This window comes from Streptomyces sp. NPDC055013 (assembly GCF_053608645.1).
This window is the reverse complement of record NZ_JBSGVW010000001.1, coordinates 572,389-595,824: the sequence shown is the minus strand read 5'-3', so window position 1 is coordinate 595,824 and position 23,436 is coordinate 572,389. Positions and strand designations below refer to the sequence as shown.

The 23,436-nt window shown below is 72.6% G+C and carries 12 protein-coding genes and 1 pseudogene; 5 read left to right on the top strand and 8 right to left on the bottom strand.

Annotated features, from left to right (window positions below; translation table 11 throughout):
* The first annotated feature begins 24 nt into the window (after positions 1-24).
* From ACWGDB_RS02560 to ACWGDB_RS02550, 3 genes and pseudogenes are all read left to right on the top strand, one after another.
* Positions 25-1,077: an alcohol dehydrogenase catalytic domain-containing protein gene (locus ACWGDB_RS02560; protein WP_453820698.1), complete on the top strand. Its 1,053-nt coding sequence runs from the start codon at positions 25-27 to the stop codon at positions 1,075-1,077.
* A 135-nt stretch (positions 1,078-1,212) separates the two neighbouring features.
* On the top strand, positions 1,213-4,185 hold the full coding sequence (locus ACWGDB_RS02555) for a hypothetical protein (protein WP_453820697.1): 2,973 nt from the start codon (positions 1,213-1,215) through the stop codon (positions 4,183-4,185).
* 241 nt (positions 4,186-4,426) lie between these two features.
* A pseudogene (locus ACWGDB_RS02550) lies at positions 4,427-4,930 on the top strand (GNAT family N-acetyltransferase); the annotation flags it as partial.
* 141 nt (positions 4,931-5,071) lie between these two features.
* Here the strand turns inward: ACWGDB_RS02550 and ACWGDB_RS02545 are convergent.
* The 8 genes from ACWGDB_RS02545 to ACWGDB_RS02510 all read right to left on the bottom strand — a co-directional run bounded on the left by ACWGDB_RS02545 (position 5,072) and on the right by ACWGDB_RS02510 (position 14,552).
* Positions 5,072-5,734 (bottom strand): spherulation-specific family 4 protein, encoded by a 663-nt coding sequence (locus ACWGDB_RS02545; RefSeq protein ID WP_453820696.1) that lies wholly within the window; start codon positions 5,732-5,734, stop codon positions 5,072-5,074.
* Positions 5,731-6,657 (bottom strand): NAD-dependent epimerase/dehydratase family protein, encoded by a 927-nt coding sequence (locus tag ACWGDB_RS02540; RefSeq protein ID WP_453820695.1) that lies wholly within the window; start codon positions 6,655-6,657, stop codon positions 5,731-5,733. Before ACWGDB_RS02540 ends, ACWGDB_RS02545 begins: the two co-directional genes overlap by 4 nt.
* Before the next feature lie 6 nt (positions 6,658-6,663).
* Positions 6,664-7,377, bottom strand: a complete 714-nt coding sequence (locus ACWGDB_RS02535; protein ID WP_383602317.1) for a nucleotidyltransferase family protein — start codon at positions 7,375-7,377, stop codon at positions 6,664-6,666.
* Between the two features lie 32 nt (positions 7,378-7,409).
* Entirely contained in the window at positions 7,410-8,411 is a 1,002-nt protein-coding gene (locus ACWGDB_RS02530) for a GDP-mannose 4,6-dehydratase (RefSeq protein WP_453820694.1), read from the bottom strand.
* Between the two features lie 88 nt (positions 8,412-8,499).
* Entirely contained in the window at positions 8,500-9,912 is a 1,413-nt protein-coding gene (locus ACWGDB_RS02525; RefSeq protein ID WP_453820693.1) for a hypothetical protein, read from the bottom strand.
* Positions 9,909-11,420: a GT4 family glycosyltransferase PelF gene (gene pelF, locus ACWGDB_RS02520; RefSeq protein WP_453820692.1), complete on the bottom strand. Its 1,512-nt coding sequence runs from the start codon at positions 11,418-11,420 to the stop codon at positions 9,909-9,911. The genes ACWGDB_RS02525 and pelF overlap by 4 nt, the downstream gene beginning before the upstream one ends.
* An 86-nt stretch (positions 11,421-11,506) precedes the next feature.
* Positions 11,507-13,633 (bottom strand): hypothetical protein, encoded by a 2,127-nt coding sequence (locus ACWGDB_RS02515; protein ID WP_453820691.1) that lies wholly within the window; start codon positions 13,631-13,633, stop codon positions 11,507-11,509.
* A gap of 382 nt (positions 13,634-14,015) precedes the next feature.
* The gene (locus ACWGDB_RS02510) at positions 14,016-14,552 is read right to left on the bottom strand and encodes a hypothetical protein (protein ID WP_453820690.1); all 537 of its coding nucleotides are present in this window, start codon (positions 14,550-14,552) and stop codon (positions 14,016-14,018) included.
* 246 nt (positions 14,553-14,798) lie between these two features.
* On the opposite strand from ACWGDB_RS02510, the gene ACWGDB_RS02505 reads away from it, so the two are divergent.
* Positions 14,799-15,266, top strand: a complete 468-nt coding sequence (locus ACWGDB_RS02505) for a hypothetical protein (protein WP_453820689.1) — start codon at positions 14,799-14,801, stop codon at positions 15,264-15,266.
* Between the two features lie 115 nt (positions 15,267-15,381).
* Entirely contained in the window at positions 15,382-23,436 is an 8,055-nt protein-coding gene (locus ACWGDB_RS02500) for an SDR family NAD(P)-dependent oxidoreductase (protein WP_453820688.1), read from the top strand.

Here is a 23,436-nt window from a genome sequence, read left to right as displayed (position 1 = left end):
CCCGGCAGGGGGAGGAGCGATCCGATGAAGGCACTCACCTACCACGGCCGTCACGACATCCGTTACACGGACGTCCCCGATCCGGCCGTCACCAGCCCCACCCACGCGGTCGTCCAGGTGACCACGGCCGGTATCTGCGGCAGTGACCTGCACATTTACCAGGGCACACCGTTCAGTTCGGAACTCGGCTACACGCCGGGACACGAGTGTGTCGGCGTGGTCGTCGACGTCGGTGACCAGGTCACCCGCTTCAAGCCCGGCGACCGGGTCCTGGTTCCGGCCTCGGCCGGCTGCACCCGGTGCAAGACCTGCGCGGCCGGGTTCACCGCCCGGTGCGAGTACGCCAAGTCCAGCATGGAGCTCTGCTACGGCGTGAGCCCACAGCTCCCCGGCAGCCAGGCCGAGGCGCTCGCGGTGCCCCATGCCGACATCAATCTGGTGCACCTGCCCGAGGGCATCTCCGACGAAGCCGCCGTCGTCCTGACGGACAACGCTCCGACGGCCTGGTACGGCTGCCGTCGCGCCCGGATCCAGCCCGGCGAGACCGTGCTGGTGATCGGTCTGGGTCCCGTCGGCCTGATGGCCGCGCAGTCCGCCTTCGCGATGGGCGCCGCGCGTGTGCTCGGTGCGGACCTGGTCGCGGAGCGGCGCGCGTTCGCCGCGTCCCTGGGCGTCGAACCGGTCGAGGGCGAGGACACGAAGGCCGCCGTACGGGAGATGACCGGTGGACGTGGCCCGGACGCGGTGGTGGAGGCCGTGGGCTCGGACGCCACCATCGAGCTGGCCCTCAAGGCGGTCCGGCAGGCCGGCCGGGTCAGTGTCGTCGGAGTCAGCCACAGCAAGGCGTTCCCCTTCCACATGGGACTGGCGCAGATCAAGGAACTCGAGTTCGCCATCGGTCTGTGCTCGATCCACTACGAGCTTCCGACCCTGATCGCGCTGGCCCAGGCGAGCCGGATCAAGCCGGAGGTCGTGGTGTCGCACCGTTTCCCCCTCTCGCAGGGCCCTGCCGCGTACGAACTCTTCGCCGACCGCTCGGACGGGGTCCGCAAGATCCTCCTCGATCCCACCGGCTGACCTTGATCGGCCCACACCCGGCTCGTGACAACTCGCGAGAAACGCAACGCCCGTACGGTGCAGGGTGTTTGGGTGTGGGTATCTCCATCTGATCCGGGAGGGCCGGGTCGGGCGGATGCGACGGGGGCGGAGCGAGTGGGCAGAGAGGTGTGGAGCGGCAGCGCCGGGATCGAGGCGGCCGACGCCGTGTTCGAGTTGATGAGGCGACTCATCGACAACTTCCGGGACAACCCGCCGGTGACACCGCTGGTGGTGCTCCAGGCCACCGAGGAGGACGACAGCGGCGCCCTCGACCGGCGGGTGGAACAGGTCGTGGACTTCGTCCGCCAGGGCCATCAGCCGCGGGGGCTGATCGCCAAGCGGCTGGACGGCGGAGGCGGCGTGGACGCCTATTCCTCCGCGATCGACATGGTGCGCCAGCTGTGCGAGCACCCATGGGACAACCAGAACCAGTCGCAGTACAAGCCGTTCGCCTTTCCGCGCTCGCGGCTGCTGCGGGCCGTCGAGCAGGCCGCGCCGGAGGTCGGCGGTGAGGTCAGCACGGTGTGGTCCGCGGCCCAGCGCCGCGAACGGCTGATGCGACGGCTGGCCGAGCTGCGCTGGCGTCCGGGGCGCGACCCGGACGGCGCCGACGAGGAGAACCGTGCCTCGGCGCTGACGGACACCGTCGGCGCCGTGGTGAACCCGTCCGGTTTCGTGGGGGCGATGTTCATCGCCTGCCTGAGCGTGCTGTTGGGCGAGGGCGGTTGGCAGACGGCCGTGTGGGGCGGTGCCCTGGCCTTGGCGGCGTTCGGCGTGGCGCATCTGCTGGCGCGCAGCGCGCCGCCGCTGCTGTGGCTGCGCCGGGCCAGCCGATGGTTCGCGACCACGACGTTCCTGGCGCCGTCGAGCGACCGGCCGGCCGCCGCCGAGTGGTCGCGGTGGCGGCCGACGAAGTCCTGGGAGACCATCCGCGGCCGGGCCTTCGCCGCGGCCCAGCAGATCGTCGCCGCCGAGAGCGGTGATGTGACGGCACGTCAGTTTCATTTGGAGCTGCGGGTGCTGGCGTTGCTGGAGGACCTTCGCGAGAACTTCCGGCCGCGGACGCTGGACCTGCGGCGGCGTAAGCGCACGGTCCCGCCCGTGGTGTATCTGCCGTGCGCCACCGAGGACGACGGCGGCCTGCTGTTGCTGCGCGCGATCAGCAACGTACGCAGCCGTCGCAGCGAAGTGGACCCGCTGCTGGTGCTGGCCGCGCTCCCGGCGGCCGAGCGGTTGCGTCCGCCCGGATCCGAGGAGCCCGGGCTGCCCACAAGGGAGCCCGGCCTGCCCGCCGCACCGTCTCCGGACGGGTCGGCGGGGCAGGATCCGGAGCGCGCCTACGGAGCGGACGCCAGGTACCAGGAGTGGGTGACCGGTCTCAACGTCGGCCAGTCCCCCGGGCGCGCGGCCGCGCTGCCGTGGATCCTGCGGATACCGCTGTCCGCCGACGAGTTGGTCCGCCGGCACTCCACGCAGCACTCCACCACCAGGATCCGCCGTACGCCGGCCTGGCTGCTGTGGTCCAGGCCCTGCCTGGCGGTGGTCCTCGCCATCGCCCTCGCCCTCGGCTTCCTGGGCAACCGGTGGATGGCCCAGCGCTACTGCGAGGGCCGGCTGGTCGGCTCCAACACGGACTCCGTTCTGGTCGGCGGCGAGTGCGTGGGGGTCGGGACCGGGGACGTACGGCTGGCCGCGGGCAACGCGCTGGAGCTGTACGGCGCGGGCAAGGGCGTCACCTTCGACGCCGTCGAGCAGGCGATCCGGGCCGAGAACGCGAAGATCGGCCCGCAGGACAAGTACGTGACGATCGTCTACGCCGGCCCGGTCACCGCTGCGGACGAGTCCGGCACCCGCAAGGGACTCGAGGAGATCACGGGCGTCTACCTCTACCAGAGGTACGCCAACGTCAGCACCCACCAGCCGACGAAGATAAGAGTCCTGCTGGCCAACGCGGGCGAGAACATGCTCCAGGTGCTGCCCATGGCCCGGCACATAGCCGAGCTGGCCCGGCGCGACCGGTCGGTCGTCGGCGTCGTCGGCCTGGGACGGGACACCACGGAGAGCGATGACGCCGTGGAGATCCTCAAGGGCGCGGGCCTGCCCGTGGTGAGCACCACCAACTCCGGCAGCCATCTGGCGCGCAAGCTGTCCAACTGGTTCGGTCTGGCAGCCACCGACGAGGAGGAGGCGAACGCACTGCTCGTCGTCGCCGAACAGCTCGCCGAACGCGAGGGCGGCGGCCGGGGCGTGGTGCTGGCCCGCAAGGTCGGCAGCGAGAAGGACTTCTACACGACCGAGCAGGCCAGAGTGGGCAAGGGCATGCTGGACCGGGCCGGCTTCACCCTGCTGCCCTCCCGGTCCTACCGGCTCAGCCCCAACGGCGAACCGGAACTCACCGACCCGGTCGAAGCCATCTGCGCCAGTGACCCCGTGCCCCGGGCCCTGTACTTCGCGGGCCGGGTGGAGGACGTGCCCAACCTGATGTCCCAACTCGGCTCCACGCCCGGCTGCTCCGGCCGGCACATGACCGTGTTCACCGGCGACGACCTGACCAAGAGCAACTACGACGAGGGTGAGAGTCTGCGCATCCCACCGGAGGTCACCCTCTACCACTTCGCGCTGGCACCGATGGACCTCGTCGGCGCGACCGGCTTCTACCAGGACTCCCACCGCGTGCTGAGCGAGCTGCTCCCCGAGGGCACGTCGGCGACCGCGCTCGCCGACCCTGCCCGGCCGTGGAACGACGCGCTGTTCTCCAGCGGTCAGTCGGTCCTGGCCTACAGCGCCACCGCGGTGCTGTACCGGGCCTCGAAGAACGGCGACGCCCCGCAGACCGCTCCGGAGACCTGGGCCGACCTGCGCTGGCGCCCCAACCCGAACCTGCCGGTCGGCACGGTCAGTTTCGCGGGCAGCCAGCCGTACGCCGACCAGCAGGGGCACGGCTACAAGATCGTGCGGGTCACCTACCGCGACAGCAAGGTGCGCTCGGCGACCGTGTGCGGGCGGCCGGCGGGCAGCGACCAGCCGCTCTCCGCACCGCCGGGCCGCAAGGGGGCCGACCCTCGTACGGTGTGCCGGGAGGAGTGACCCCGACGGCACCCCACCTCACGCAGGCGCCCTGTGTATGCTGACGGCTGTTCGTGTCAACAGGTGATCGGTGAAACAGGGAGGTGGGGTTGATGACCGCGCTCGCGGCCACCGTGCGCAGTGTCCGGGTCTCCCTCACGTCCCGGGCCGTGGCCTGACGTCACCCTGTCCGCCCTCGCTGGGAGCGTGAGCTCGCGGGGCGCCTGCACGAACATCACCTCGAAACGGATCATCATCCATCATGCGCAACTGGATCACGCGCGCTGAGACCAGCGCCGACATCCCCGCCGTCCGCGACATCAACCTGGCCGCGTTCGAGACTCCCTTGGAGGCCGACCTCGTCGACGCACTGCGCGCCGACCCCGCGTGGATCGACGGCCTGTCCCTGGTCGCCACGGACGACGACGGCCGCCCCGTCGGCTACGCCCTGCTGACCCGCTGCCACATCGGCGAGGTCCCGGCCCTGTGCCTGGCCCCGTGCGCCGTGCGGCCGGAGCAGCAGAGCAGCGGCGCCGGCTCCGCGGTCATCCGCGCCGCCCTCGCGGCGGCCAAGGAGAGGGGCGAGCACTACGTCGTCGTCCTCGGGCACCCGACGTACTACCCCCGGTTCGGCTTCAACCGGGCCTCCGCCCACGGCATCGGCCTGACCATCGACGTCCCCGACGAGGCCTTGATGGCCCTCACGTTGGACGCCACCCACCCGCTGCCCGGCGGAACCGTCCGCTACGCCGCACCGTTCGGTATCTGGCCAACCCGCGGTGCGAGGCCACGGCGTTCGGCCTCGCACCGCGGCATCGGCCGGCTCACGGCCGACGTGGCATGGCGAGGGACGCGGTCGGATCAACCAGGGTCGGCAAGGTGGCCGCGACGGCCGAGACGTTCCGCCTCACCCGTCCGCCTCGGTCAGCGCCGGGGTCAGCCCGGACCAGGGGTTCGGTGGTTCTCCCGTCACCGGGCCGCACACGCCCGCGCCCCGCTCCTGCGCGGTCCTCATGGCGAGCGGCACGAGCGGTTCGGGTACGCCGTAGACCAGGTGGCACAGCCGGTCGGCGGGTAGCCGCTCGGTCCACGCGGGGCGGCTGAAGTCCGACACGTACCTCGACCAGGGGCCCTCGAAGGTGACCGTCAGGTCGGCGAGCCGGGCGTAGCCGGGCGCGGGATGGACGCCGGGGTTGAGGACGACGGTCGAGGCCCCGAGCCGGCGGGCGGAGCGGACCAGGCGGCGGCAGTCCGGCAGTGCGTCCGGGGCTGCCGGTACCTGGTCCAGGAAGCAGCCGTCGACGGCGTACCACTCCTGATGCCGGCGCAGATCCGCGGTGATCTCGGCGGGTTCACGGGCTCCGTAGTCCGTGTCGAGGTAGCCGAGCAGGCGGGCTCCCGCCGCGCGCAAGGCCTCGGCGGCCTTGACGAACGCCGGATCCGGGGCCCGGCCGGGGCCGTTCGCCGGGTTCAGTACGACGGCGTAGGTGCGCGCGGCGCGCGTGATGAGCCGGTGCCAGGCGCCCGGGTCCTCGGCCGGATGCACGTACAGCGGAATCAGCAGGCTCACCGTGCCGGTGCCCCCTCGGCGCTGCGGGCCCGTGGGCGGACGGCCGCCCACAGTGCCGCCAGGGACGCGTCGAGGGTGTGGGAGGGCGACCAGCCCAGGGCGTCGCGGGCGGCGGTGATGTCCGAGCACTGCCACGACACCTGCGCGGAGCGGGCGGATCCGCCGGACTGCGCCTCGTCGATCCGGCCGCGGAAACCGGCCGCGTCCGCCAGCCCCCGCACCAGGTCCCGCACCGGGCGGGCGTCACCGCCGCCGATGTTGAGCACCGGCGGCAGTGGTCCCGTGGCGGTGACCGCCAGGTGGGCCGCCCGTGCCACATCCCGTACGTCCACGAAGTCGCGGTACGCGGAGAGGTCACCGAGCCGCAGCGTCGCCGCCGGGTCGTCCCCGGCGCCCGCGAGCAGAGCGGCGACCCGGCCGGGCAGCCCGGTGGGCGGGGCCCCCGGGCCCACCGGGTTCCCCACCCGTAGCACCACCGCGTCCAGCCCGGACGCGGTCACCGCCACCGTGCCGGCCAGCTTGGTCGCGCCGTACGGGCCGGCCGGCCGGGTCGCCGCCGACTCCGTCACCCGCGCTCCGGACCCGGTGGGTCCGTACTCGGCTGCCGAGCCCAGATGGACCAGGCGGGCCCCGGGCGCCGCGTCCCGCAGTGCCGCGCACAGCACGGCCGGGCCGCGGGCGTTCACCTCCGCGAGGGTGACGGTGTCGCCCCCGATCGCGCCCGCGCAGTTGACGACGGCGTCGGGCGCGATGTCGGCCAGAGCTGCCGCCAGTTCCTGCGGACGGTCGGCGGCCAGGTCCACCCTGACGTCGGCGGCAGGCGAGCGGCCGCCGACGAGGACCCGCGCGGCGGGCAGGGTGCGCAGGTGCTCGGCGACGTGCGTGCCCAGGTAGCCGGTGGCGCCGAGTACGAGGATGTGCATGGCTCCTCAGGCCCCCTTGAGCAGCAGCGACTTGCGGCTGGTGAACTCCGCGTTGGCCCGGTCGTAGTCGTCGGGGCGGCCGATGTCCAGCCAGTAGCCGTCGAACTCGTAGGCGTGCGGCGGGCGTTCGGCCGCGAGCAGGTCCATCACCAGCTCGTCGAAGCCGAGCGGCAGCCCGGGCGTGTAGCCGTCGAGGGTGGCCCGGGAGACGCCGTAGACGCCCATGGACACCCGGTAGTCGATGCTGGGCTTCTCGGTGAAGGCGACCACCCGGCTGTCGTCGGTGGTCAGCACCCCGAAGTCGATGTGCACCTTGCGGGCGTAGGTGGCGATGGTCAGGGGCGTGCCGGACGCCTCGTGCCTGCGCAGGACGTCGGCGTAGTCGAGGTCGGTGAGCACATCGCCGTTCATGACGAGGAAGTTCTCGGGCAGGCGGTCGCGCAGGGTGAGCAGGGGGCCCATGGTGCCGAGCGGGCTCTCCTCGGTGGCGTAGTCGACGCTCAGGCCCCACTGGGTGCCGTCGCCGACGTAGGCGCGGATGATCTCGCCCAGGTGACCGATCGCGATGGTGCAGCGGGTGAAGCCGGCCGTGGACAGCTGGCGCAGCACGATCTCCAGGATGGCGTGCTGGTCGCCGATGGGGACGAGTGGCTTGGGCAGCGCGGTGGTGTACGGCCGCAGCCGGACGCCCTTTCCTCCGGCCAGGATGACTGCGTGCATGGCATACCTCCTGCGGGTACGTGCCGGTCGGGTCAGATGTTGTAGATGCCGGTCTTGTAGCGGGCCAGGTTGGCCGGATCGACGAACCACCGGGCGGTTCGCGCGAGCCCTTCCTCCAGCGTGTGGCCGGGCCGCCAGCCGGTCGCGGCGGTCAGCCGGCTCGCGTCGGCGACGAGCCGCATCACCTCGGAGGCCGCGGGCCGCAGGCGTTCGGCGTCCTCGCGGACGTCGAGGGGGGCGTCCATGACCTTGCCGATCAGCGCGACGAGGTCACCGACGGAGATCTCGCCGCCGGTCCCGGCGTTGAAGGTGCGGCCGACGACCTGCTCGGCCGGGGCGGTGCCCACCGTGAGGAACGCCCGCGCGGTGTCCTCGACGAAGGTGAAGTCCCGGGTGGGACGCAGGTCGCCGAGCGTGATGGTGCGCTGCCCGGCCGCCACCTGTCCGATGACCGTGGGGATCACGGCGCGCATCGACTGGCGCGGGCCGAAGGTGTTGAAGGGCCGCAGCGTCACCACGGGGGTGCCGAAACTGGCGTGGTAGCTGTCGGCCAGCCGGTCACCGCCCGCCTTCGAAGCGGCGTACGGGGACTGCGTGTTGATGGGGTGGTCCTCGGTGATCGGCACGGTCTGGGCGGTGCCGTACGTCTCACTGGTCGAGGTGTGCACCAGGCGCGGGGTCTGCAGGGTGCGCACCGCCTCCAGCACGTTGAGGGTGCCGGTGACATTGGTGTCCACGTAGCTGTGCGGGGCCTGGTAGGAGTACGGGATCGCGATGAGCGCGGCCAAGTGGTAGGCGCAGTCGGCGCCGTCGAGCAGGCCGCGTACCGAGCCGGGATCTCGTACGTCGCCGAGGACGATCTCCACCTGGTCGAGGACGTCGGAGGGCAGGGTCTCCAACCAGCCGTAGGAGGAGAAGGAGTTGTACTGGGCCATGGCCCTCACACGGTGGCCGGAGGCGACGAGCGCCTCGGTGAGATGCGAGCCGATGAACCCTTCGGCCCCGGTGACGGCGGCGAGCGGTGCGGAGGTCAACTCTTTTTCCCTTCGTAGTGGTCGTCGGACGGGAGACCCGGCGTGGACGGACTGCGGGTCTGTGGTCTGCCAGGGGTGGTGCGCGTGGTCAGGCGTGCGGGGAGGGCCGGCCGAGCAGGCGTATCGCGCAGGCCGCGAGACAGACGGCGGCCACACCGCAGGCGGACGGCAGCACGGCCGGTCCGGGTGGCAGGTGCAGCAGGGTCACCGCTCCGGCCGCTCCGGCGGCGGCCAGGCAGAGAACGGCGGGTGGCCAGGCCACCCCGAACGCCTGCAGGAGCAGGGCGGTCCACAGGGCCGCCGCGAGCAGGAGGAGAGAGGCCTCGGTGTCGGTGAGCAGGGCCGCGGGCAGCAGCAACAGCAGATAGCCGGACAGGCACAGGCCGAGTACGGCGGCCGAGCGCAGCAGGAACGTGCCGGGGGTCGCACTGACCCGTAACGCGGCGACCGACCAGCCGCGGTAGCGGTACAGCAGCCACTCGGCGGGGCCCATGCTGAGGGTCAGCGCGATCACCGCATACGGCTGCCGTCGGCCCTCCAGCATGACGAGCACGGCCGCGGCGAGTCCGAACAGGCCGTACGGCACGGATGCGCGAAGTGGCGGCCGCCCGGCGTCGGAGGCGGCCGGGCCGGCGCGCCCCGCCCACAGGACCCGGCCCGCGGCCACCGAGGTGGCCAGCAGGGCCAGGAGGGGCAGCCCGACCCGTAGCAGCGGTCCGGGCTCCCACCACGGGAGCGCCGCGGCGCCGGCGATGAGCGGGCTGAGCGCGGCCAGGAGCAGTCGCTCGCGGCCCAGGACGAGCAGCACGCTCGCTGCGGCCAGGTACAGCGACTGGGCCGCCGCCACTGCGATGGCCAACGGGCCGTCGGCAGGGAGTGCCGCGAGGGTCGTTGCCACCGCGGCGCCGAGCGCGGACCCGGTCAGCAACGTGCGTGACGCCTCCCGGCGTCCGGTCACCAGCCGCAGGTGCGCGCGATGGCCCAGTGCCTGTCCCCACGCCCACGAGGCGATGCCCGCGACGATCAGTACGGGGGCGTGCCGGTCGATGGGCCACAGCGGCGCGATGAGCAGGTAGGCCAGCGCGGGCAGCGCGAAGAGCACGCCGCGCAGCAGGCAGCGCAGGGTGTCGGGTCGCCACGGGTCGGTCGCGGGTGGCGGCTCGGGGAACGTCCGGGGCACCCGCTCGTACAACGCGGTCGCCAGCGAGAAGAGGTTGGGGTGGCCGTACCGCTCCTTGATCAGCGAGGCGGACAGGCCCTCCGCCTCCAGCAGCGCCGCGACCTCGTAGGGATGGACGGCGGGCCCTATGGCGTCGGCGAGTTCGGCGGCGAGCGTACTCACCGCCTCCTCGTCGGGACCGTGGCCGGGCAGCCGTATGGCGAGTGTGGCGTCGTCCAGGGCCCAGCGTGGGCGGCGGCGCGGCGGGCGGGGTGCGGCCAGCCGCAGGGCTAGAGTGTCCTGCCCTGCGTCGCCGGGTTCGAGGGATATCGGCCCGCTCATCCGGTGAGGCTCCTCGTGCCGGTGACCGCGGGGGCGGGCAGCACGACTCTGGCGGGCAACTCCGCTTTCTCTGCCGCCAGTTCGTGGTAGATGGCGCGGAACGTGTCGATGGTCTGCCGCAGGGTGAACTGCTCGATCACCCGCAGCCGCGCCGCCTCGCCCATCGCCCGCCGCCGGACGGGATCGTCCAGCAGCTCCAGCGCGGCGGCGGCCATGGCGGCCGGGTCGCGGGGCGGCACCACGAGGCCGGTGTCGCCGACGGCTTCGCGCACGCCTCCGACGTCGGTGGAGACGGTCGCCCGGCCGCACGACATGGCCTCGATCAGCGTGAACGGGAAGCCCTCGCTGATGCTGGACAGCATCACGACGTTCCCGGCCGCGTAGGCGTCCTTGATGTCGTCGACGCGGCCCTCGAAGGTCACCGCGTCGCCGTGTCCCAGCTCGGCGGCCAGGGCCTCGCAGCGCTCGCGGTATGCCTCTCCGCCCCGGGGCGTGCCCCCGAACAGCCGCAGGCGGGTGTCCGGCAGTCGGTCCCGGACGAGGGCGAAGGCCCGGATCAGGGTCTCCAGGTCCTTGATCGGGTCGACCCGCCCGGCCCAGCTCAGGGTGAGGGCCTCCGGCTCCGGACCGGCCGGCGGGAACGCGGCGGGATCGACGCCGTTGTAGACGGTGCGGATCGACTCCGGGTCGGCGCCGCCCTGCTCCTCCCACAGCCGGTTGTAGCGATTGCCGGGGGTGATCAGGGCCGCCTGGCGGTAACTCTCCTCCGCCAGCAGCCGGAAGAAACCGAGGATCACCGCCTTGACGGGCCAGCGGTACGGCGCGGTGCGGTATCCGAGGTAGCGCTCGCGCAGGTAGACCCCGTGCTCGGTGAGCAGCAGCGGGACCCCGTGCCGCTCGCGGGCGGCGAGCCCCGGCAGGACGGCGACGCCTCCGCTGACGGCGTGCGCGACGCCGTCCTGCGGGGACGGCGCGGCCAGCGGGCGCAGCGCGTGTTCGAGCAGGGCGGTGGCGGTGAGCGCGTCGTGCAGGGTCGGGCGCGCCTCGCGCACGGCCAGCCCGGGGCGCGTCCATACGGCGGTCAGGATCGTGATCGCCGTGTCGCCCCGCAGGAAAGGGCTGAGCTCGCCGCTCGCGGCCGCCCTCGCCATGGCGTGCAGGGCGGGTGCGAAGCCGCCCTCGGCGCCGGGGTCGACGAGCGCGGTCAGGAACCGCTCGTACGCGTCGGTGAGCCGCCTGCGGGACCGGCCGCGCGGTGGGCGGCCCTCCGGCGCGGTGCCCCACATGGGAACGGAAAGTACACCGCGGACATGGTCGGGGAGGTCCCACACGATCGGCTCCCGTCCGGTGCCGGTGACGGCGATGACGTCGAACTCGATGTCGGGCATGCCGGTGACGAGTTGGTCGCACCAGACGCTCACACCGCCGTGACTGTGCGGGTAGGTGCCTTCGGTGAGCAGGGTGACGCGCGCGGCGTCGTTGCGTCGCGCGCCGTGGTGAACGTGCATTGATGTGCTCCACGGCCGAGGTGTGGGGAGGGGTGCCGGTCCCGGCCTGCCGACGGGCGGCCGGGACCTCGCTGCCGGTGCGCCGGTCAGTTCCCCGCGGGAAGGACCGGCTCGGCCACGCCCTCGGGCACGCGGGCGTCCGGTGCCGGGTCGGTGGCCAGCGCGGAGCCGCCCGTGCCGGGGGCCGTGGAGGAGGCCGCGGAATGCGGCAGGGTGAGGGTGAGCGGCTCGGCGGCCGGGGTCGTCCACCCGGACCTTTCGCCCGCGTACGCCTCGCCGAAGGCCGAGCCGGCCCGGGTGGTGCCCTCGGGCATGGTGGCGGGGACGGTCACGCCGTCCGGGCTCTCGACGGTGACGGTGTCGCCGATCCGGTAGGCGGTGACCTGCCCGTCGCCCACCGCGGTCCGCCAGGAGGCGCGCTGCTTCAGCTCGTTGCCGATGTCCTTCATCCGCAGGTTGACCAGCGGCGTGTTCTGGGCGAACAGCGTGTCGTAGGTGTCGAGCACGCCGTCCAGGACCGGGTAGGCGATCCGGTCCTCGGCCAGGTTGGACTGGTGGATGAAGTGCGGCTTGGGGTCGTTGCCGAGGACATGGCCGAGGGCGATCTGCCGCTCCAGGGGCACGATGTGCTGCGCGTAGCCGGTGGCCGTGTCGAGCGGCGCGGGCAGGCAGGTCGTGGTGTCCGGGTTGTCCTCGCAGATGCCGCTGCCGCCCTGTGCGCGGCTGGTGTAGATCCAGTTGTACTCGTCGACCTGCTCGGCCGCCCGGCCCGCGTTGTAGAAGATGTTCATCGGGTAGCGCGGGACCGTCGTCGCGGGACCGACCTGCCGCTGGCCGGGCTCGCGGGAGTTGTCCGAGGCCAGCCAGCCGATGCCGGTGTCGGCGAGGGCGAGCGCCAGGTTGGGATTGTCGGCGGACTGCTGCGGCAGCACCCGCAGCCCGGAGTGCTCACCGGTCACCAACTCGGCGTTGTCCAGCGGCAGCTGGGCCTGCTGCCCCCACACCTGGTTGTGGGCGATCTCGTCGGCGACGTCGGCGCGGCTGACCCACTTGGTGCTGCCGTCGGCGTTGGTGGCGCACCGCCACGGCACGACCGAGGTGTCCTGTTCGCAGCCGAGGAAGGCGTGGGTGTAGGTGTGGTTGATCCAGCGGAACTCGGCACGCTCGGCGACGAGTCGGTCGGCCAGCGGGTCGGAGCCGTTGTTGTCCTCGCGGTGGTCGACGCTGCCGGCGCCGTTGTAGGCGAGGTCGAGGGTGAAGTCCCGCTCGCGCTGCCAGGCGACGGCGTGGTCGACGTCGGCAGGCGACATCCTGATCGGGTCGGGTGTGGCGTCGGGGTCGGTGCAGTCCACGTCGCCCGGTGTGCAGTTGAGCGTGGAGTTCCAGCGGTCGTCGGCGGCGAACACGTCGTCGACGTGTACGGCGAAGTAGTTGCGGGAGGCGCCCAGGTGCACTCCGCCGGTCATCCACTCGACGATGCCGCGGGCCAGCAGCCGGAACTGCTGCTGGTACTGGTTGTAGACGAAGGTGACGACGAGTTCACGCCGCCCGTCGTGCCGGTACTCCCCCACCAGCGAGCCCTGCTTGCTCGTGCCCGGGATCGTCGCCTGCACGTACGGGGTGAAGTCGGCACCGGTCATCGGCGTGGACAGGAAGGCGTAACTCTCGCCGACGGTGGGCGAGTTGTCCTCGAACGGGACCGGCCCGTCGAGGTAGTCGAACGGACCCGCCCGCCCGGCGTCCGTCACCTGGGCCTGCACGCCGTCGACGCTGCCCGAGTAGCCGCCGTACACCGGGTACTGGAGTCCGGCCTCGGGGCGGGCGTAGGTGTACGCGTCGACCTGCGGGATGTCGTAGGCCTTCTCGTAGGCCACCAGTGCGGCCATCTCGGGAGAGTTTGCCGGGAACGGGTTGTCGTTGGGCAGGACGACAGCCTGGAACTTGGCGCGATCCCGGCCGTCCACGGTGTCCGCGAGATATCCGGCGTCGATCACCGGGCGGCCGGACTGCGTGAGGTCGATCTCCGTGTACGGCGTTCCCGCGGTGTCCAGTTCGGCGGCGATGGCGTCGGTGGCCGGGCCGCCGTCACTGACTACGAGCACCCGCAGGTCGATGCGGGGCGGCGGCGGGTCCGCGGCATGTGCGGCCGGTACACCGAAGGCGGCTATGAGCGCGCCCGTCGTGAGCAGAGTGGTGCTTAAGGTCCGCTTCATGCGGTGCTGTCCCCTCCCAGGGCAGGGGCGAGCACGGCTCCGCTGAGCGAACGCACCCCCGCGCGTGACGCCGGCTTCCCCCTCAGAGACCGGTCGTCGACGCATCCGTCGCGTCAAATAGTGAGGTATCTGTGGAGCTTTCGTGGTCTTGCTGCGCAACCTGACGGAAAAACGCAGGTGCGTCGCGAACGGCCCCTCCGGGCCGACGGCGTCCTCGATGGTGGATCACGGAAGACGGCGGCGGGGGGCTTTGGGATCTGCGGCGCAGGTGAGAGGGGGGAATACGGCATCGGCGGGCTGCTCGGGGCCGCCGGTTCGACCGCCACTGGTATGGACCGGTGGGCGGGGGTGGCTGCGGGCCGGTTTCAGGTCATCCTCTGCGTCAGTCCATGTTCGAGCTGGACAGAGCTTCGGTGATCATGCGGGTGGCGAAGTCGCGGTCGTCGGTGATCCGGTTGATGTGCTCCGCGAGCAGGAAGGCCGTGGCTTCCAGGGGGTTCATCTCGTCCCCGGTCCAGTCTCCGAACTGCTTGCGCCACAGGCTGGGGCTCAGTCCGGTACCGGCCGCGACGACCAGACCGGCCATGGTGGGGATGGACTCCGGCGGGATGCTCTTGGGCATCATGCGCAGCGAGCCCACGAAGCTGGGCACCACGCACTCGATGACGTCCCTGTCGTGGTCCTCGTAGGTCATCCGCAGCCACTGCATGAACATGTAGATGAGCGTGCACGCGCCGTCCACCAGGTCATCGACTTCCTCGGGGCCCAGCGACTCGATGAACTGGTCGACCAACTGCTGCTGTTCGGGGTCGGTCTCGGCCTTGCCCGCGTAGATGGTTCTGAGCCGGGAGTCGATCATCATGAGCGCTGCACCTACATCGCCGACCGGAGCGTACTGAGGGTCGCAGGGCGATGACACAGGATTCCTCCTCGGACGACCGTGAACAACGCAAACGCAAACGCCACGCAACACAGCGCGTCCGTACCGTAGCCCGCCGACGAGACGACGTCCTGACGAATCCGGATGAGGTTCTCCTGGTCTACGCCCAGCTGAACCAATCCCCAGTAGGAGGGCAGTACAACCCCTGACCGCGGTGACGTGTCTTCACCACTGACCGGAACGCCTCCGAGCGTTTCTTCCCAACTCGTTCCAACGGGGGAACACATGAGCTTGGTACGCACCCGCATCCGATCCCGCCGCGGCACGGCCGTGGCCCTCACCATGCTGATGGCGGCCGCGCTCGGCGCCGCCGGTGCCGGATCCTCGACGGTCGGCACCGCAGCGGCAGCCGCAGCGCCGCAGACACGGCAGATCGCGTCGTCCGTCCTCGGCGGTGACTACAAGATCACACTGACCGCGCTCCGATCGACGCAGGACGAGTACGCCGCCTCCGTACGCCTGCAGGTCTACACGCAGTCCGGCGGCGCCTGGAAGGAGTCCGACCGCGTCACCGTGGGCGATGTGGACGGCTGGTTCTGGTTCCCCCTCACCGGTGCGCACGCCGTCTGTCAGCTCTCCACCGCAAGCACCGAACCCGCCCCGCTGACGGTGAGCCTGCTCCTCACTCCGTCCCTCGGCTGCTCCGAACCAACCCACTTCGTCATCAAGGACGGCCGGGTTCACTCCGCCTGACCAACGCCCCCCTCCCTGGCCCCCGGCGGAATCACAAGCCCTCACCACCACGCATCAGTTCCCGCGCCGTAGGCTGATCGACAAATCGACGCGGTTCGTACGAGGGGGATGCCTGGTGGGTGTGGCGGACGTGTTCGAGGTGCGGTCTGTCCCGGAGCTGCTCGTCGGGAACTCCTTACGCCATGGCGACAAGGTCGCGTTCGCCGACGACCGGCGCGCGGTGAGCTGGGCCGAACTGGAGTGTCGGACCGCTCGGTTGGCCGTGCGGCTGGCGGTCGGCCGGGGTGCCAGGGTGGCGTTCTGTCTGGACAACTGCGTGGAGGTGGTCGAGGGCCTCCTCGCCACCGTGCGGGCCGCGGCGGTCGGTGTGCCGTTGAGTTCCCGCGCCACCGACGCTGAGCTCGCGGCGTTGCTGGCCGACTGTGATCCGACCGCGCTGGTCACCGACCGGCGGAATCTGCCGCGGATCGCCCGCCTGACGGCAGGTCGGGCGCTGCAGCTGGTGGTGACCGGCGAAGGCCCGGCGCCGGACGGTGCCTCGCGGTTCGAGGACCTCGTCGCCGAAGCCTCGGCCCCGCCCCCTGACGATCTCGGTCTGGACGAGCCGGCGTGGCTGTTCTACACATCCGGCACCAGCGGCACGCCCCGGGCCGCGGTGTCCAGCCAGCGCTCGGCACTGTGGTCCTCCGTCGCCTGTTACGTCCCCCGGCTCGGGCTGTCGGCGACGGACCGGGTGCTGTGGCCGTTGCCGCTGTCGCACACCTACGCCCACTCGCTTTGCGTACTGGGCACCACCGTGGCCGGCGCGAGCGCGCGGATCACCACGGCACCGGAGCCGGGCGAACTGGTCCGGCTGGTCGAGAAGTACGCGCCGACCGTCCTCGGTGGAGTCCCCCTCACGTACCGCCAGCTACTCGATGCCGGTCTCGGGGAGGTGCCCTCGCTGCGGTTCTGCGTCACCGCCGGCGCGCCCAGCGAGCCGGATCTGCGGGAGCAGGTCGGGACGCGGTTCGGTGCCCCGCTCCTCGACGGCTACGGCAGCACCGAGACCTGCGGCAAGATCGCCGTGGAGCTGCCCGACGGGACGTCCGTACGCGGTAGCAGCGGGCCGCCGTTGCCCGGTACGGACGTGCGGCTGGTCGATCCCGAGAGCGGACGGGCGGTCACCGGCGGCGCGGAGGGCGAGATCTGGGTCCGGGGCCCCGGCGTCATGCTCGGCTACCACAACCGGCCCGAGGAGACCGCCGCTGCCGTGCGCGACGGCTGGTACCGGACAGGTGACCTGGGCCGGCTCGACGAGGACGGCAGCCTGACCGTCACCGGCCGGGTCAGCGACCGGATCGTGCGCGGCGGCGAGAACGTCGACCCTGCCGAGGTCGAGCAGGTGCTGCGCGGCCTGCCCGGGGTGCGGGACGCGGCCGTGGTGGCGCGGGCGCATCCGCTGCTCGGCGAGGTTCCGGTGGCGTTCGTGGTTCCCGCACGGTCCACCCTCGACACGGCAGGCCTGCTGCGGGCCTGCGCCGCGGTGCTCTCCGCGCACAAGGTCCCGGACGAGGTCCTGTTCACGCCGGCCGTTCCGCGCACCGCTGCGGGCAAGCCACGCCGGGCACTGCTGCGCGAGGCCCTCGCCGAGCGGACGGCCGAGCCGACGCTCGGACTGGCGGCCGATCGCACGCCCGGCGAGCGGCGGGCCGCGCTGACCGACCTGGTGTGTGCGGAGGCGTCTGCCATCCGCGGGTCGGCCGCCGATCCCGGCACCGCGTTCGCCGATCTCGGCCTGACCTCCATGGACGCGATGTCCCTGTGGCACCGGCTCAGCCTGCGCACGGGACTGCGCCTGCCGGCGACGCTGGTCTGGGACCACTCCGACCCCGCCGCGGTCGCCGCCTATCTGGACGCCTGTCTGCACGGGACTGCCGCGCCCGGGACCACGTACCCGACGACGCGCACGCCCGCGGTTCCGCAGCGCGGTCCGCATGCCGAGCCGGTGGCGATCGTGGCCCTCGGCTGCCGATACCCGGGCGGCGTGGAGTCGCCCGAGGACCTCTGGCGCCTGGCGGCCGACGGAGTGGACGCCACGGGTGAGTTCCCGACCGACCGGGGCTGGGACATCGACTCCCTGCACCATCCCGACCCCGACCGGATCGGCACCACGTACACCCGCCGCGGCGGCTTCCTCGACAACGTGGCGGACTTCGACCCGCTGTTCTTCGGTATGTCGCCGCGCGAGGCTATGGCCACCGATCCCCAGCACCGCCTGCTGCTGGAGGTCGCGTGGGAGACGCTGGAACGCGCCGGCATCCCCGCGCCGGAGATGCGCGGCACCGACACGGGCGTGTTCGTCGGACTGATGCACGTCGGCTACGGCCACGGCATCGCGCCGCACGAGTTGGAGTCGCACATCGGCATCGGGTCGTCGGGCAGTGTCGCCTCCGGCCGTATCGCCTACGTCCTGGGGCTGCGCGGCCCGGTCATGACCCTGGACACGGCCTGCTCGTCCTCGCTGGTCGCGCTGGACCTGGCCGCCAAGTCGCTGCGCGCCGGGGAGTGCACACTCGCGCTGGCCGGCGGTGTGACGGTGCTGTCGAGCCCGCAGCCGTTCGTCGCGTTCAGCCGCCAGCGCGCCCTGTCGCCGGACGGCCGTTGCCGGCCGTTCGCCGCGGGCGCGGACGGCACCGCCTGGGGCGAGGGCGTCGGTCTGGTGCTGCTGGAGAAGCTGTCGGACGCCCGGCGCAACGGCCATCCGGTGCTGGCCGTGCTGCGCGGGTCCGCCGTGAATTCCGACGGTGCGTCCAACGGCCTGACCGCCCCCAACGGCGAAGCACAGCGGGAACTGATCCGGCTGACCCTGGCCGACGCGGGGCTGCGGGCGGCGGACGTGGACGCGGTGGAGGGACACGGCACGGGGACCGCGCTCGGTGACCCGATCGAGGCGGGCGCCCTGTTGGCCACCTACGGTCAGGACCGCGCCCCGGGCGACCCGGTGTGGTTGGGCTCGGTCAAGTCGAACCTCGGGCACACCCAGGCCGCGGCAGGTGTGGCGGGCGTGATCAAGATGATCGAGGCGATGCGTCACGGCGAACTGCCCGCCTCGCTGTACGCGGACCAGCCATCCCCGCACGTCGACTGGTCCGCAGGCGCGGTGCGGCTGCTCGACCGGCCGCGAGCGTGGCCGCCCGGGGACCGGCCGCGGCGTGCGGCTGTCTCGTCGTTCGGTATCGGCGGTACGAACGCTCACGTGATCATCGAGGAACCGGGGGCGGCCGATTCCGGCGGTGCTGCGGGAGGCGCCGGGTTAAGGTCCGATGCCGAAGCGGACGCCGGTTCCGGTGTGGGATGGGGCACGGAAGTTGGCGTCGGCTCCAGTGCGTCGTCGGACGCGGAAACAGCCGGCCCCGGTACGGCATCAGGCGCCGGGCTCAGGGACGGAGCAGGCACGGAGCCGCGCGCCGAGTCGGAGCGGGCACCCGGTGGCGACGTCCTCCCGACCCCGACCCCGACCATTCCGGCAACCCGACTGCCGATCACGCCCTGGCTGATCGGCGGCGGCGACGAGGCCGGCCTGCGCGCCCACGCCGCGAAGCTCGCCGCCGCGCTGGCCGACGTGACGGACGGGTCGGCAGCGCTGGACGTCGCGTACTCCCTGGCCACCACCAGGGCACCGCTGACCCGCAGGGCCGCCGTGCTGGCCCCCGATGCCGAGGCGCTGCTCGCCGGGCTGCGCGACCTGGCCGACGGTGCCGACACACCGGCGCTGCTGCGGGGCGCCGCACGTACCCGTCCGAAGGTGGCGCTGCTCTGCGCGGGCCAGGGCGCCCAACGGTCCGGTATGGGCCGCGAACTGCGCGCCGCCTTCCCGGTCTTCGACGCGGCGTTCACCGAGTGGTGCGAGGAGTTCACGCCGTGGCTCGACCGGCCGCTGCTGGAAGTCGTCGATTCCCCCGATGACGGCCTGCTGAACCGCACCGACTACGCGCAGCCCGCGCTGTTCGCCTTCGCGATCGCCCTGCACACGCTGCTCGCCGACTGGGGGGTACGGCCGGACCACCTGGTCGGTCACTCGATCGGTGAGCTGGCCGCCGCCCACATCGCCGGTGTGTTCTCCCGCGCCGACGCGGTCCGGCTGGTCGCCGCCCGCGGCCGGTTGATGGCGGCCCTGCCCACCGGCGGCGCGATGATCGCGGTGCGGGCGCCGTTGGCCGAGGTGACGCGCCATCTCGGCGAGGGCTCCGGCCGGGTGGCGGTCGCGGCGGTCAACGGACCGACGTCGGTCGTGCTGTCCGGCGACGAGGACGCCGTGACGGCGCTCGCCGCCACCATCGGACGCCCGTCCCGCCGGCTACGGGTCAGCCACGCCTTCCACTCACCGCTGCTGGACCCGATGCTGGCCGAGTACCGGGCGGTCGCCGAGACGGTGACCTACCACCGGCCGACCGTCCCGGTGGTGTCCACGCTGACCGGCCGTCCGGAGCAGGACGCACTCGCCGACGCCGAGCACTGGGTACGGCAGGCACGTGAGACGGTTCGGTTCGCCGACGCTGTGCGGTGGTCGGCCGACGACGGCGTGACGGCGTTCGTCGAGGCCGCGCCCTCCGCCTCGCTCGCGGTGGCGGCCGAGGGCTGTGTCGCGCCGGACGCGGACGCGGTGTTCACGTCGTGCCCCGATCCGCGTACGGCACTGGATGCGCTGGCCGCGCTGCATGTGCACGGGGTGCCGGTGGACTGGCGGCAGGTGTACGCGGGCAGCGGTGCCCGTCGGCGTCCGCTGCCCACCTATCCCTTCCAGCGGCAGCGCTATTGGCTGAACGCCGTGCGGCACCGCACCCCGTCCGGCCACCCCCTGATGGGGCAGCCGCAGCACGATGCCGATGGGCCCGGGATCCGGCACACAGCCGTACTGTCCACCACGGACCACCCCTGGCTGGCCGATCACGCGATCGGCGACCGGGTGGTGGTGCCCGCCACCCTCTTCGCCGAACTGGCCTGCCGAGCCACCGGCGCCCCCGGCGCCGTCCGGCTGGCCGAACTCGCCTTCCACGAGCCGCTCGTGCTGTCCCCGACTGACGGAATGCAGGTGCAGGTGGTCGCCGGGGCACCGAACGCAGCGGGCGGGCGGCCGGTCACGGTCTGGGCCCGCGCGGTCGGCGCCACGGGGCCGTGGACCCGGCATGCCACCGCGACGGCTGCCCCGGCCCAGGATCCACCCACCGATCCGAGCGGGGCGTGGCCGCCCGCGGGCGCCGAGCGGATACCCGTCGACTATCCGCGCCTCGCGGCGTCCGGCCATCACTACGGGCCCGCCTTCCGGGCGGTGAGCGCGCTGTGGCGCCGGGACGACGAAGTCTTCGCCGAACTGGCGCTGTCGCCCGGGGAAGCGGCGACGGCGGACTCGTACACCCTGCACCCCGCCCTGTTCGACGCGGCGCTGCACGCCGCGCTGCTGGCCGAGGAGCCGAGTGAGCGACCGCGTGAGCCGCGGGCCCCGCTCGCCTGCACGGGCCTGACGGTGTACGCCACCGGCGCCTCGGCGGCGCGGGCCGTCGTACGGCGCCTCGGCGAGGAAGAGTTCCGGGTCACCCTCACCGACCCCGCAGGCCGGCCGCTGGCCGCCGTGGAGTCCATGGTCACCCGCGCGATCCCGACGGCGGCCACGGCACGTGCCGAGACATACCGCCTCACCTGGCGGCCCGCGGCGCCGGTCCACGACGCGAGCCCGGAGCACGAGTTGCTGGACGTGGCCCAACTCGCCGCGGCCCTGCCCGAGGACGTCACGCCGCCCGAACGCGTCCGCGAGCTCCTCACCGCCGTGCTGGAGGCCGTACGCGAATGGACCTCGGATGCGCGGCCGGGCCGTCTGGTGGTCCTCACCCACAACGCCACCGGCGACGACCCGGACCTCGCCGAGGCCGCGGTCGCAGGGCTGGTGCGCAGTGCCCAGTCCGAGCACCCGGACCGGATCGTGCTGGTCGACCGGGGTGGAGTCCCGGCCTCACCAGGGGACTTGGCGGGAGCACCGGGAGACCTGGAGACAGCGCTGCGCTCCGGCGAGCCGCAGCTCTGCCTCCGTGACGGTCTCGTCCTGGTGCCCCGGCTGGTCCTCACGGATCCGCCCACCGCCGAGCCACCGGCGCTGGACCCCGAGGGGACGGTGCTGATCACCGGTGGCACGGGCGCGCTCGGAGAGAGCCTCGCCCGGTATCTGGTCGCCCAACGCGGCGTACGGCACCTGCTGTTGACCGGCCGCGGCGGCCGCGTCCCGGACTGGGCGGGCGGCCTGCCCGCGAAGGTGCGCGTGGTGGCGTGCGACGTGAGCGACCGTGCTGCCGTCGACGCCCTGGTCGCGTCCTGCCGACCGGTGCCGACGGCCGTCTTCCACCTTGCCGGGGTGGTGGACGACGGCGTGGTGGACGCCATGACCCCCGACCGGCTCGCCACGGTCCTCGCGCCGAAGGCGGACGGTGCCTGGCATCTGCACGAGGCGACGAAGGACCTCGGCCTGTCCGCGTTCGTGCTGTACTCCTCGGCGGCCGGAGTCCTGGGTCGGCCGGGCCAGTCGAACTACGCCGCTGCGAACGGCTTCCTCGACGCGCTCGCCCGGCACCGCGTGGCCCACAAGCTGCCCGCCCAGGCCCTGGCCTGGGGTCCGTGGGCCACCGCGGACGAGGAAGGGATGGCGGCCCGCGTCGCGCCCGCACGTCTCGGTGAGGGCGGCGTCCTGTCCGTCACGGAAGGAGAGGGCGTGCGTCTCCTCGACACGGCCATGCGCCTTGCGGAACCGGTACTGGTGCCGATCCCGTTGGACCTCGACGCTGCGGGCGGCCCGGGCGCGCCGTCCGTCCTCGCGGACCTGGTGGCGCAGCGTGCGGCTCGGTCCGAAGAGTACGTCACTGACGTACCGCCCCCTGGGACTGCTGGGGCTGAGGAGATCGTCAGGTCCACTGCGCAGGCGCCCGGCGCGTGGCACGAGCGGCTCGCCACCGTCGCCGTGCCCGAACGCGAGACGGTGCTGGCAGAGCTGATCCGCGTCGAGGTCGCCGCGGTCCTGGGCTTCGCCGACCCGGCCGCACTCCCCGCCGAGCGAGCCTTCACCGAGCTCGGCTTCGACTCCCTGACCGCCGTACAGCTCCGCAACCGCCTCAGCGCGTTCACGCGCGTGCGACTGGCTCCGACCGTCGTGATGGAGTTCCCCACGCTGCCGGAGTTGGCGGCGCACGTCCATGCCGCTCTGATCGAAGGGGGCGCGCTGCCGCAGGACGGAGCCGGAACACCGACTCCCGCAGCCGCCACGGCGGGCAGTAGTGCGGAAGCACTGAACGGACGGGACACCCCCGACCCCCAGTCCTCGTCCTCCTCCCCCTTCCGGTTCAGCACCCTTTACCACCGAGTGCTGCGCGAACAGGGGCCGTCGGAGGCGATGGCGCTGCGCCATCTCGCGTCCTACGCCCTGCCGGCCTTCTCCGACGGGGAACGCACCGAGCATGCGGTCCCGCCGGTCCGGCTCGCCCACGGCGACGGCACTCCGCTGGCGTACATCCCGGACTACCTCTCACCGCTCTACCGCGAACCGGCGACTCTGGCCGAGCAGTTCGACGGCGAACGCGACCTGTTCCTGCTGGAGCATCCTGGATTCGGAACGCGGCGTGCCGTCCCCGACGGCGTGGCCACCCTGGTGCGGACGCACGCCGAGACCGTGCGCGCTCTGCCCACGGACCGGGCACCGGTCATCGTCGGCTACTGCGCCGGCGGCGCGATCGCGCACGCCGTGGCCCGTCATCTCGCCCGCGTGGGGCACCCTCCGGCCGGCGTGATTTTGATCGACTCCCATGCCGGAGTGCTGCGCCGCGACGACCCTCGCGGGCTGGCCCTGATGGCCGCCGGCGCCGCTCTGCCGGACGACGTGGTCGACGAGTTGGACGACTCGTTGCTGATCACCGGGGGCGGGTATGCGCGCGTGCTCGAGAACTGGCAGCCCGAACCGTCCGCGGTCCCGGCCCTGTTGCTCCGCGGCCGGCCCACGCCGCACATGCGGCAGACGGCGCCCGACGGTGACTGGCAGCCGCGCTGGCCGCTGCCCCACGACAGCGCGGACCTGCCCGGCGACCACTTCTCCGTGCTGAACCGCGATGCCGGCAGCACGGCAGCGGCGATCCGTGCGTGGCTGACGAGGTGA